Annotated in this window: 6 protein-coding genes; all 6 read left to right on the top strand. The window is 32.4% G+C overall.

Going from position 1 to position 13,932, the window contains the following annotated elements; all coding sequences use genetic code 11:
• Nucleotides 1-229: 229 nt before the first annotated feature.
• On the top strand, nucleotides 230-3,583 hold the full coding sequence (locus GM552_RS02865; RefSeq protein ID WP_155565179.1) for a glycosyltransferase: 3,354 nt from the start codon (nucleotides 230-232) through the stop codon (nucleotides 3,581-3,583).
• A gap of 95 nt (nucleotides 3,584-3,678) precedes the next feature.
• Nucleotides 3,679-8,751 (top strand): glycosyltransferase, encoded by a 5,073-nt coding sequence (locus GM552_RS09040; protein ID WP_155565180.1) that lies wholly within the window; start codon nucleotides 3,679-3,681, stop codon nucleotides 8,749-8,751.
• Nucleotides 8,752-8,760: 9 nt separating this feature from the next.
• Nucleotides 8,761-9,765, top strand: coding sequence for a glycosyltransferase (locus GM552_RS02875; protein WP_155565181.1), 1,005 nt, complete (start codon nucleotides 8,761-8,763; stop codon nucleotides 9,763-9,765).
• Between the two features lie 60 nt (nucleotides 9,766-9,825).
• A complete protein-coding gene (locus GM552_RS02880; protein WP_155565182.1) occupies nucleotides 9,826-10,512 on the top strand; it encodes a DUF805 domain-containing protein in 687 nt (228 codons plus the stop codon).
• A 324-nt stretch (nucleotides 10,513-10,836) separates the two neighbouring features.
• Nucleotides 10,837-11,295 (top strand): DUF805 domain-containing protein, encoded by a 459-nt coding sequence (locus GM552_RS02885; protein WP_196424841.1) that lies wholly within the window; start codon nucleotides 10,837-10,839, stop codon nucleotides 11,293-11,295.
• A 95-nt stretch (nucleotides 11,296-11,390) separates the two neighbouring features.
• Nucleotides 11,391-13,760: a P-loop NTPase fold protein gene (locus GM552_RS02890; protein ID WP_155565184.1), complete on the top strand. Its 2,370-nt coding sequence runs from the start codon at nucleotides 11,391-11,393 to the stop codon at nucleotides 13,758-13,760.
• The last annotated feature ends 172 nt before the right edge of the window (nucleotides 13,761-13,932 follow it).

Below are 13,932 nucleotides of genomic sequence, written 5' to 3' on the forward strand. Positions count from 1 at the left end.
TTTTTAACTTTTAAAAAACAGGCTTTGTAAAAAGTCTGTTTTTTTTATTGATACAATTTATTCTTTTAATGAAAACTGTTAAAAGATAATTTTTATAATTTTAAAATATAATTCAAATTGGTTGTGATTACGCAATCTTTTGTAGTATATCGTATATAAATTATATTTTTACTAAAATCATAGATTTTGTTACTTTTTCTAATTAATTAAGAATTATTAAGTATTTATCATGGCAGTCATTTACAATACAAATTATACGCATAACTCTAATTCTTACTTAACTCTTGCTGTTTTTTGGGCAGCAAAAAAACTATGGGGGGAAGATAATGTTGTTGTAGTTGATAATATGGATATCTTGTCAGTTGCAGCAAGTGGAGAACATGAAGTTATTATTTGTATTGATGGACAGCGAACTGATTATGAATTGATGAAAAGGCTTAGACCGTGTTTTAAAACCATGATTTTCTGGGCTTTTGAAGATCCCTTCATGTTGGATTTCAATGTTCAGGTAACGACTATTTTTGATTATGTGTTTACAAACGACCCTATTTGCGTGAAGGCCTATCAAACAGAAGCATTTTATTTACCTTTGGCTGCAAGTGATCAAATTCATTATCGTAAAGTGAAAGAAACTGATGCGCTGGATTATGATATATGTTTTGCGGGGACAATGTGGCCAAACCGTGTTGATATTTTGCGTCGTGTTATAATTGCCTTTCCCCAGGCACGGTATAAATTGATTTGTCCTGGAAATGAATATTTGCCACCTTTGCCAGCTGATTTGAGTGAAAGGGTTATACATAGACCTGTAAGTATTGAAGCGTTTACTGATTTTGCCAATGCAAGTAAAGTTACCTTAACAATGTTTCGCAATTATGCCAGTCATGGAGATATAGGGCAGGCAACTGCACCTGGTCCACGTCTATATGAATTGGGTTTGGCTGGTACAGCACAGATTGTGGAATTGCCAGCAGGTATGAATGAGAAATATTTAAAAGAGATTAATGGCGTTGCTATTGCCCATAATACTGAAGAAATCATTAAACAGATCGCAGAGGTGATTGAAAAAAAGAATATCAGAAAGAAAATGGCGATTTCCTCCCAGCAATCTGTAATGAAATCACATTTGTATCAAAATCGTCTGAAAGTTATTGAAGATGTGACTCAGGCGGATTTTTCTTTAAAGAAAAAAGAGAAAAAAATTATTGTTGAATCTCAGTTTAAAAAAAAATTGAAGGTCTTATTTGTCACGCATTCCACTATTCGTGAACAAGTATGGGGTGGCATTGAAGTATATCAGCAGATTATTTCTTTTGGACTAGTAAAAGATGTGGAATTTTATTATTGGCTTCGTCGAAGAGGTGCATGTACGCTAACAGATTCTAATGGTCAAGAATTGGAACGGTTTGACATGCCAGATGTGGGCTGGTTGGATTCCATGAATGATGCCGGGGAAGAAACTGCCTTTTCGAATGTAATTAATCAATATGGATTTGATGTGGTCCACATTCAGCATTTAGGCCATCATACTCTTTCCTTACCGATTATAGCCAAGGCTTGCGGTGTTGGAACGGTTTTTTCTTTTCATGATTTTCTGGCGGTTTGTTCTCATTATAATCTTTTGAATTACGAACAACGTTACTGTCGTATTGAAGAAAATAAAGATGTTGGAACTTGTGATGTTTGCCTTAAAATTTCTGAAAAGCTGGATTTTGGTGTGCAACAGACACGACGTGCATTTGTTGGAAAAGTCATGAAATCCATTGATGCGTTTTTATATGGAACACAACATTCGTTTGATGTGGCAAAATATATTTATCCTGTTGTGGAAAGTAAAAAAAATTATATTCTTGGTATCCCTTCGCCAGACACAACAATACCTTTGATAAAAAAAGAGTTCAAACCCCTGGAAGGCAGAAAACTGAAAGTTGCGACTGTTGGTAATTTTATCCGTTCAAAGGGTGCAGATACGATTTTATCCATATTACAGACTGCCAATCCAAATTTGTATGAATTTCATATTTTTGGATATATGCAGCCTGACTATGAATCTGTCCTAAAAGATTTGAAACTTGATAATATTATATTGCATGGTTCATATGGATTGGGTGAAGTTTCGGCATTGCAGGTAGCAGATGTAGCCCTGATATTGTCAATATGGCCCGAAACATATTGTATATCGCTTTCTGAAGTTTGGCAGAATGGGTTAATTCCCATTGTGACAGATGTTGGTGCGTTAAAAGATCGTGTGCAGGATGGAATTAATGGATTTACGGTTCCCATCGGGGATGTGAATCTGGTTATTGATCGATTGGAACTGATACGTTCGGATGAAATATTGCGTCAGAAGCTTATCAATAACATTTCACCTGATTTATGGGTCAATTCAAAAGATTATGCTGAAAAATTATTGCAAGTTTACGATGAAGTCGTTCCTATAAATATGTTGGGTAACAGCGGGTTGCGATGGGATATAGGGCGACTTCATTATATTCCACATGCATCTTGGAAAGAGCAGGCACCACCTCGTCATATTTTTGATGCGCCCACAAGTAGCAGTCTTTATATCGAGCTTCCACAGGAAATTGAAGATTGGGCAGTTGTACAGGGAGCACATTTTTATATTGATGATATCTGTTATCATATTCTTAATGTCGATGATGACAGCAAATTTAAAGAGGCAGATGAATTCCATATTCGTGGATGGTTTATTTATCCTGATATGTCCAATGCAGGAAATTTGTATACGGTTTTGATTCATCAGGATAGTGATTTGACAATTTTCTTAAAATGCGATCGAGAAAGTCGGGAGGATGTGGCATCTAATTTTGTTAATGCTCCTGTACGAAATGGATTTTCGTGTAAATCAGCATTGAGAGGAAAATGGTGTGAGGGCCGTTTCAGAATTGGCTTGATTAATGTTGTCAATGGAATAGCGGCATTTCAACTGGCTGGTTACGAAATAAAGGTTAACGCCGGAAAAGTTGTTAAAATCTATAATGAATTTCATGATAATCAGGTTATATTAGATGATTTTCTGCGTATTACTGAAAAAGATGGTATTATGCGTGGAATAAAATTAAGTGATATTTCTGAAAATAGATTGTTTCATAAAAATTTAGGTAAACTAGAATATTATATTCAAAATTTATCTACGGATGTTAATCCGGAAAATGAAAAAGCAGGGAATTTGCTTAAAATTTCCGGATGGGCCTTTGATCGCACAACAAGTAAGGCAGGGCAGATATATCTTGCCTTTGTTAATGAATCTTTTAAAAACTGTTTTTTTGTTGCCACATCAAGATTTATTCGTCATGAAACAATTTCAGTTTTTCAAAATGTTCCATTAAACAATGGCTTTTACATACAATTGGATTTACAGAAAGGATATTCTCTAAAATTAGAAGGAAAATTTCAAATTTTTCTGATTAATCTCATTCATAATGAATTTTTGGTTGTTCCAGTGAATATTTCTGTGAATTTTAAAAATAACCAGGTCAGTAATATTATGGATGATATAATAAATGAAGATACAATTGATCAATATACGGATTTTTTGAAAAGAAAATTATTTAGGGAGTGATTTTAATTAATAAAAATAATTTCAAATAAATTTTAACTAGCGATAAGTATAATTATTTAAGTAGCTATTTTAATTAAAATATAAGGTGGTAAATTGTGTATGATAGTGAAGAAAAACAACCCAAATGGATGGTTTTCGACTTAGAATGGTATCGTAATCGGTATAAAAGTTTTTCGTTACTGATACAGGATATATATCAAGGCGATGTTTTTGCTTATCATTCAACTAATGGGTATAAGGTTGGAAATTCGCCCAATCCGTATTTTGATGAAAAATGGTATTTGACAAAATATTATGATGTAAAGGAGCTTATAAAAAAAGGGAAATACACTTCTGGATTTGATCATTACTGTAAAATTGGCTTTAAAGATCATTCACCACATTGGTTATTTTCAGAAACATTTTATAAAAAGCATAATCCAGAAATAAATGACCTAATTGGCGAGGGAAAACCTTATATTAATGGTTATGATCATTATTTACGGGTTGGAGATAGATCCTGTCTTAAAGGAAGTTTTTTTTTCAATCCCTGTTTGTATTTATCCCAAAAAGAGAATTTAGACGAAATCACAGAATATGGTCCATATCAATATGTTTTAACAAATGATACGGATGATTTCGATAAATTCAGACTTTCATGGTTTTTTGATCCAAAATGGTATGGAAATACATATTCAAAGGAAACATTAAAAACCACCAATTATCAATACTTGAATCTTCTCCATCATTATCTATCCAATCCAACACCAACATTATTCTCGCCTTTGGAACAATTTTCCGAACAATTTTATCTTGAAAACTATCAGGATTTATCTCCTTCGATTTTGATGGATGGTCATGGACTTTTTCGAAATGGTTATGAACATTTTATTGTATGTGGATGCAAGGAAAAACGAAAACCATTGAAGGATTTTGATTATAATCAATTTTCTGATGAGATATTTGAAAAAATTGCAAAAGACAATCTATATCTGAATATATTTGAATATTGGGTGGCTCAACAGGATTTGCATCTTTTAAATAAATTCATGGAAATCCAAAAAAAATATTCAAACGATAAAGACAAAATCGAAAATAGTTTTAATATACAAAAATCAGTAAAGAATCAAGAGACCGTTGAATCTGGGGATGTTTCAGACTCCATATCTACGCGAAAAAATGAAAAAGGGTTTTCAGTTATCGAGGATAACATTTCTAATATTGAAAAGGAAATAACCTCTTCAGATTATATGCCAATATGGCAGGCTTTTGATGAAAAATGGTATGTTCACAAATATGATCATGTAACTTCAAAAATGAAGGCACTGGAAGTTGATAGTGTTGAAGAATATTATAAAACATTTGGTTGTTTTGAAGGTCATTCCCCCAATCCTTATTTTGATGAGGAATGGTATTTACAGAAATATCCTGATGTAAAACTAATGGTTGATTGCCATCAATTTAGCAGTGGTTTTCAACATTATTGCAAGGAGGGATATCATACCCATGATCCGCATTGGTTATTTTCTGAAAAATATTACAAAAAAGTAAATCCACATTTGACAAATGAGAATTTGGAAAGGAATGGATTTGTTAATGGATATGACCATTTTCTGAAAGTGGGAGATATTGAGGGAAATAGTGGCAGTCTTTTTTTTAACAGTAATTTTTTCATTGGAAAATATCAACAGGCCATTAAGGAAGGGTTATCGCCTTATCAACATTATCTAAAATATTTGGATGAAATTGATGGTAAAATACAGGTATCCTGGTATTTTGATCCAGAATGGTATGCGCAGAATTATCCAGAAATAACAAAGGCAATTTCAGAAGGAACATTCAACAATTATATTCATCATTATCTAGTAAACAGTCAAGCTTTCAATTTCAATCCAAATGCCTGGTTTGATGAATCCTTTTATGATCAAAAATATAAAAGCCAGCTTGAGAATGTTCAAGCGTTCAAAAAATATAGAAATGGATATGCTCATTTTATTTACGAGGGAATACAGCTTTTATGGGATCCCTGTGAAGAAATAAATTTACAGCAATATGCTGCGGATAAAGCTGTAAAACAGGATATTCAAAAGGGACTTTATCCAAATGCCTATATTCGATTGCTAGCTAGCGGAACAAATTATGGGGGACGGAATAAGGATTTACCTGTTTCGTCACAATCTGATAGTTTGCCAATTCAAAAAAATATAGAAAATGACAAGGATGCAGTTGATCAAGCATTATGGGCTAAATTTGATGGGGAATGGTATATAAAAACCTATCCTGACCTAAGTGAAAGAATGAAAAATTGTGGTTTGGATGATGTGGAAATTTATTATAATCAGGTAGGTTCAATTTTAGGTCATTCTCCCAATCCCTACTTTGATGAGGAATGGTATTTACAACGATATCCTGAATTAAGAAAAAATATTGATCGTGGAGCGTTTAAATCAGGTTTTGAGCATTATTGTAATCAGGGTTATTTGACACATGATCCTCACTGGCTTTTTTCAACACATTATTATTTAAAAAATAACGCTGATTTTATTCATGAAGTTATTAATGATTCCCAATATATTAATGCTTATGATCATTATTTGAAAAAAGGGGATGGATTACGTCGTACAGGATCCTTGTTATTCGATCCTTCAATCTATCAACAGGCATGTTATGAACGTGAAGATGTAAAGCGCAGTCAAAATCCTTATAGAAATTTTCTTTATTATCTTAGTGATGTTGAAAAAAATACAAATGTCTCTCTTTATTTTGACACATCATGGTATTTAGAAAAATATCCTGATGTAAAACAAAAAATTGCTGATGGTGAATATCTTTGTGCTCTACATCATTATTGTTTGAATGAAACACCAAAACTATTTAATCCATCTCCATGGTTTGAAGAAGAATTTTACCTAGATCATTATAAGGATATAAATCAAGCCATTGAATCAACAGCAAATTTTAGAAACGGCTATGATCATTTCATACATTATGGTGCGTTAGAACTTCGTTCTCCACGGACCGATATTAATCTACACGAATATTATCTATCAGGGGATATTCGTGATAAGGTTGAAACGGGTATATTCAGGGATGCTTTTGCTGCTTATGTATTTGAACAAAAACTTGATCAGTGGATAAATAAGCAACCTGATGATTCTCATTATCGCTTAACTAATGAAACAAAGGAAAGCAGAACATATTTTAAAAAAAAATCAAGACTTGTTTTACCATCGGTTGTTCATGAAAAGCTTGATTTCTCCTATAAGGGTAAGGCGGATATCTGTGTAATTATGTTGATGCACAATAATCTGACGGTAACATTGACCGCGTTGGCATCCCTTCGCTCTAATTTTAATGGAAATATACAATTGCTTTTGGGTGATAATCACTCGATAGATGACAGTAAATTTATCCAAGGTTGTTTGATCGGTGCTTCCGTAAACCGTTTTCCCTATAATTTTGGCTTTGGTAAAGCATGTAACATATTGATGGAAGACGTTGATGCCCCGATTGTTATCTTTTTGAATAATGACATTAATTTATTGCCGGGAACAATTGATGTACTTTGTAAACGGTTGACTTCAGCAGATAATATTGGTGCAGTCGGAGGTAAAATAATTCATCCAGATGGATTGCTTCAAGAGGCAGGCCAGATTATTTGGCGGGATGGAACAACGACAGGGTATTTGAGGGGAAAAGACCCATTGATTCCTGAGGCGAATTTTGTTCGGGATGTTGATTACTGTTCAGCGGCGATGTTGGCAGTAAAATCAAAAGTGCTGAAGGAATTGAATGGATTTTCCCCTATTTATTATCCAGCCTACTTTGAGGATACGGATTTCTGTGTTCGGATGATAAAGGCGGGATATCGTATTGTATATGATCCCAATGCAGTTGTGGAACATATGGAGTATTGTTCAAGCAATCCGATTATTTCAAGTGGTTTGATAAAGCGAAACCATCGATTATTTGCCAGAGAACATGCGGATTTTTTAAGGTTTCAATCTCCCCGGCATAGTGATAATGTTTTAATTGCGCGACAGAGACGAAATATAAATAAAAGAATTTTATTCATTGAGGATAGGGTTCCTTTAAAACATCTTGGGTCTGGGTATATTCGTTCAAATGACATTATCTTTCAAATGTCTGAATTAGGGTATGAAGTGACGGTTTATCCTATAAATTACTTTTATCCCCATGTTTATCAGATTTATTCAAGCATGCCTGATACGGTTGAGGTGTTGTTCAATCATACAGTTGAACATCTTCGTGATTTCTTTAAGGAAAGAGCGGGATATTATGATTTGGTCTGGATAGGAAGAACTCATAATTTAAATAGAATATTGCCTATGATGGGTGAAGCTAGCCGTTATTTACCCCAGGAAATAATCCTTGATACAGAGGTTGTTGCGACACCCCGGACACGATTGCAGGCAAAGCTATTGGAAAAGGAAATAGACGAAAATTTTCAACAGGCTCTGGAGGAGGAGTTATCCTGTGCAAAACATTGTCAAGAAATTGTAGCCGTTAATGAAATTGATGCAAATTATATTAGACAGGCAGGATTTAACAATGTCGATATCCTCGGACACAGTATCAACATACGCAAATCACAAAAGGAATGGAAAGAGCGCAAAAATATTCTTTTTGTTGGCGCTTTGCATGATGATCAGGCACCTAATTATGACAGTTTGAAATGGTTTATAACTTCTGTGATGCCGATTTTGATTGATAAAATGGGATCGGATTTTACTTTTTCAATTGCAGGCTATGTAAATCCTTCTGTTGATATATCCGCCTTGATTAATTATCCTGATATAGATTTTTTGGGAATGGTGCCAGATTTGTCCAGTTTATATGATGATCATCGTGTCTATATCGCACCAACGAGATTTGCGGGTGGCATTCCCTATAAGTTACATGAAGCTGCATCCTATGGAATTCCTATCGTGGCGTCAAATTTATTGGTGGAACAACTGGGATGGCAAGATGAAAGGGATATTCTTGCAGCCTCCACGGATAATCCGGAATTTTTTGCCTCGCAAATTATTAGGTTGTACCAGACGGAGGAATTATGGAATCAACTGCGTCAAAATGCCCTTGATCGTATTGCTCGCGAATGCAATCGTGAACGGTTTAAGGAGCAGTTGCAGTCAATTTTATCAAAAGTTATTTTACACAGGTGTTAAAAGGTTCATATGGCTATAAAATCAAAAAATAAATTTCAAAAAACTAAAAATGAAAAAGTAATGGTATGCAGTGGTGGACGTTATGAATCGCAGGCCAATGCGCAGATCCGTGAAGCCATTATATCAGGTTGGGAAAGTGTTTTTGGTGAAGGTAATGTAATTTCCACGAATATTGCAGGAGCCGCGGCTGCAATTGAGTATATAAAACCTAAGATTGTTTTTTCAATTGGATCATATTTGCCGGAAAGCACCTATTTTGGAGAAGTATGTCACAGGGCAAAAAAATTCGGTGCGATCACCATTTTTTGGGCGACAGAAGATCCATATGAACAAGATGCCAATTACAGAATTATTGACGATTTCGATGTAATATTTTCCTGTGATCGTTGGGGAACGAATTTTTATAATCATCCACATACCCATTTTTTACCTTTGGCAGCTTGTGAAAAGTTGCATTACCGTCCCATTGACGAAACCATTGAAAAAACGGTTGATGTCATGTTTTGTGGTGTTGCATTTGGTAGCCGCAAGGATGTCATGCGCAGCATAAAACCAGCCCTGACAAATCTAAAAGTAAAAATTATCGGCCCGGGTTGGGGTGAATTCGGGATTGGCTTTTCAGATGCCAGGATAGAGAAAGATCAGTTAATTGAGTTATATCAGCGCTCGAAAATTGTTCTTAATTTGGGTCGTAGCCTTCATTTTGAAAATAAACGGTATATGATTATGCCTTCAAACCCTGGACCAAGAACGTTCGAGGCATCTGCTGCAGGTGCTATGCAGCTTTTTCATGAAGATAATTATGCAATTCATGATTTTTATGAACGGGATGAGGTTCCGGTTTTTTCAACACGTTATGATTTTCAACAACAACTTGATAAATATTTGAATGATCCAGATTTATTATTGGAAACGGCTAAAAAAGCACAGGCACGCACTCTGCGGAATCATCTTTATAATAACCGAATTCAGACCGTTATGGAAATTTTGAAAAATGATGGATTTCTAGATTAGATTATATTTTAGAAAAATTATTTGATATCATTTATTTAAGACAGGAAAAAAATTTTAAATATGCGGGGATTTATACTCAATTTTATCATTCAGACTAATACAGGGTATATCTCAGGCGATGATGGGCAGCGTTACGAATTTAGTGGCGATGAATGGAAGGAAAATATCGTCCCTCAAAAAGGGACCTGTGTTGATTTTCAAGTCAATCAACTCGGTAGGGCTGTTGCAGTTTTTATATTAATTGATGATAAAAATGTTCATTTTATGAATAAAATTCAATCACGGACCCAATATGAACAAAAACTTGAAAACGAAAAAAACTATACGATCATAGGATGGTTTAGTAAATGCATCAGAAATTATGTTAATTTTGAAGGAAGGGCCAGAAGAACAGAATTTTGGTCGTTTCAAATTTGTTACTGGGCCGTTTTTTTTATTGGACTACTCATAATTGGCCTGTTATTTTCTGCTACCATTGTTCAAATGGATACTTCATTCGATGGAATACTAATGTTTGAGGTCTGTCTATATCTATCAATATTCTTGTGGAGTGTATTTAGCATTGTAATGTTTATTCCCATGATTTCCGTTGCGGTCAGACGTCTTCATGATATTAATTTGTCAGGTTTTTGGTTGTTGCTTCATTTCATACCCGTTGGTTCAATTGCTGTTTGGATCATGTTTTGTATTGATACTAAATATGAGGATAATCAATGGGGGCCTCCAGCAAAATTAAAATATAGATAACTGATTTTCATCCCTTTTCTCTAACAGTTTTACAGAAAAAAGATTTTTGTTATCAGTCTGGATAATATAAAATAAAAAAAATATAAAATAATCTATGTTAATAATTTTAACAGTATTGTTTGTAATTCTATAAAAATATTAATTCTATTATTATGGAATTATTTTGGTTGTTTGTATAATTATTTATTATTACAATATAAATACAAATATTGGGATATTCCGGAATATTGACCAGAATATTCAATAATCAGGTGTTTCTGATAATTCGGTGAATGCAAAAAGTCCACCATTTATCTTTACTGAAAAGGGTGCAAACAGATGAACATGTCAGAGAATAACATTGATGTATCTAACCAATATGATAATGAAGAAAATTATACAATCATTGATTGGTTTAATAGATGTATAAAAAATTATTTGACAGTAGAGGGAAGGGCTGGAAGAAAGGAATTCTGGTATTTTCTGCTTATCTTTCTTGCCGTTCTAGTTATAAACACGGTCGTTCTTTTTTATGTTGTATATAATATAGGATCATCATCCCATCCAGTCTTGTCAATTCTTGTATGGGTTATTTATCTTTTTATTTTCTGTTGGCTTTTATTTACGTTTATTCCCCTGATTTCGGTTTCAATCAGGCGTTTGCATGATATTAATCTATCGGGGTGGTGGTTATTGCTATATTTTACCGTCATAGGGGCATTAGCCCTTATTATCATGTTTTGTATTGATAGCAAAACAACGGAAAACAGATGGGGAAAGCCTGCACATAATATAAATCAATAGTGATTACTTGATTATGAAATAATATCTCATTCATTCAAATTTCAGGTTAAAATATTACAAAATCAAAATAAGTGATATTATGAATGAGATAAACTGTGGATAAATTTTCTGACATTTTAGGTGGTGATAATCAGCATATCACTGAATATCTGGATTACTATGTTCTTGATAAAAAAGAGCCAGAATTTGCTGTATTGTTAACTGGTAAATGGGGCATCGGTAAAACATATTATATCGATGCATATTCAGGGACTGATAAATTACAAAATAGCAAAATCATTTTAAATGAAAGTGAATTACCGAAAAAAAAACGAAATTGGTTTATAATATATTTGGTATTTATCTTTCGAAAGTTGGTATCCGTTGGTATAAAATTTGATTATTATCTTGCATTCGAACCTGATCGATTAAATAAAGTATTATCAAGAAAAGTATTATCAAGAAATGAAAAATTAAAAAAATATAATATACGATTGATCAAGATCAGCGTATTCGGTATCAAAACTGTAGAAGAGCTTGAAAGTAGATTGACTAAATCAATTTTTGGTAATTTTAATATTCTATCAGATGTTGCTTCCTTATTGATTAAAAATGCAAATATTTCTAATTTTGCCAACCCTTATTTTTCCTTACTCAAGGCATTTATTCCATTAACAACTTTTCCAGATTTTAAAAAAAAATTGAAATCTATTATTTCATCAGTGAAAAAACATAATCTGGTTTTTATTTTTGATGATTTGGAAAGATCGGATATTCCCTTAAAAGAGTTGCTGGGCTGGATCAATCAAGTTGTAGAGGTTGAAAAAATGAAAGTTATCCTTATAGTCAATGAGGAAAAGCTTTTGATTGAACAATCTGAAATTTCTGGGATTGAGGATAACGAAAAAAACAACAAAGACAGAAACAGGCAACCTGATAATGTAAATCAGGGTAATGTAATTGATCGCAATAAACAGGCTGTAGATCCTGAAATTCTGAAAAAATCTGATTTATATAAAGAATTTAAAGAGAAAGTCATTGGGAAAACTTTCAAAATTCATTTTGATTTTGAAGCTGTAGTGGATTATTTTTTATTTACTGACAAGAATGGCACGGAACCCAACAAATATAAAAAGTTTATCGCACAACGTCATGATTTTATTAAACGGATTTATAAAGATGGTATGATTGCCACACCAAATTTAAGGGGGCTTAAACAGGCCATAGATGATTGTGGATATTTGTTACATAATATCAAAGACGATTATTATCCCCTGGAAAAGGATAATGAATTAAAGGGTGAAGAAAGAGTAGAGAATGAAATAAAAAGAAATTTTATTAATATGTTAATTGAAAATTTTTTCATTTTAAAATTAGTAATTATTGAATGGAAAATAACGGGCAATGATTTATCTAAAAAAATCATGAGGGATATAAATAAAATAATTAATCCACACCATTTTATTAATAGTGATCCACTAGAATTAGAAGAAATTTATGCTAAAAATTATAAACTTCTGGAAATTATGGATAAAAGAAGATTTTTTTTTAATAATTATTTAGAGAGGTTTTTTCTTGGACTTAATTCAATACAAACTACTATATTTGAATGGCATGTATGGATTAATATTCTATTTAGATTAGATTTTACCAATATAGATAAAAACATTAAAAGTTTTTTTGATAAGAATCGTAAGGATTTATTGGATAAATTATTTTTTTATAGATCATTAGATGAAAAAGATTTTCAAAATTTACTTAATGAATTTAGGGTTAATTATTTTTCGTTAGAATATTTGGATTTCCCTATATTTTTTCACTATTTAGGATTAATTATTCATTTTAATGAAAAGAAATTGATTAAGGAAGATATAAATTCAATTAAATGGCTCGCAGTTAATTATATCAGGAAATATTGCAAGACATGGATAATAAATTATGGAAATATTACAAATTTTAATGATTTATATTGGAATAATCCAAAAAATTATAATTTTGCATCGTATGATAATCCTGTTTTTTCTGAAATATTGAAAAAATTTATAAAGTCCAAAGAAGAATGTATTTCTGAATTGTCTAAAGAAGAAGCAAGTGATGAAAAATTAAAAAAAATAATTCAGATGTTAAGGGAAGAGGGAAATAAGGATTTTGATAGTGTAATTTACTTTAATGATAAAAATCTGCAAAAAGAAATTTTTATCAACAATGATTATATTGATGAATTTGTTCAGGCAATAGTAAATTGCAAAAATTCTTTGATATATGATTTTCATCATGCATTATATTTACGGTATAATAGTAACCATTCTTATAATGAGGAAATTATTATTAAAGAAAAATTCTTTTGGCAAGAAGTTGTCGAAAAACTTACAGAATATATAAAAGATTACGATAGTGATAATTCTCTTAGAATCGTTAAAATTGTAAATTTGGAATTGCTGATAAAAGAAATTCAGAAGTTTATAAATAAACCTCAAAAATCTTAGGAATAATAAATTAAAAAGGCAAAAATTTAAATCTGCCTATATAATAAATAACAATAATATATAATTTTATTTCTGGTTAATTGGCCCTTTGGTAATCTGGGCGAGATCATCAATTCTGATCCATGTTTTAAAGGCTTTCCGAATATCGCCGGCACTCATCCGATAATAGATT

It is taken from the genome of Commensalibacter sp. ESL0382 (genome assembly GCF_009725775.1).
Lineage (GTDB): Bacteria > Pseudomonadota > Alphaproteobacteria > Acetobacterales > Acetobacteraceae > Commensalibacter > Commensalibacter melissae.

Excerpts from the sequence above, each read along its gene's own strand:
- GM552_RS02865 (WP_155565179.1), top strand. The coding sequence starts at position 230 with ATGGCAGTCATTTACAATACAAATTATACGCATAACTCTAATTCTTAC.
- GM552_RS02875 (WP_155565181.1), top strand. The coding sequence starts at position 8,761 with ATGGCTATAAAATCAAAAAATAAATTTCAAAAAACTAAAAATGAAAAA.
- GM552_RS02880 (WP_155565182.1), top strand. The coding sequence starts at position 9,826 with ATGCGGGGATTTATACTCAATTTTATCATTCAGACTAATACAGGGTAT.
- GM552_RS02885 (WP_196424841.1), top strand. The coding sequence starts at position 10,837 with ATGTCAGAGAATAACATTGATGTATCTAACCAATATGATAATGAAGAA.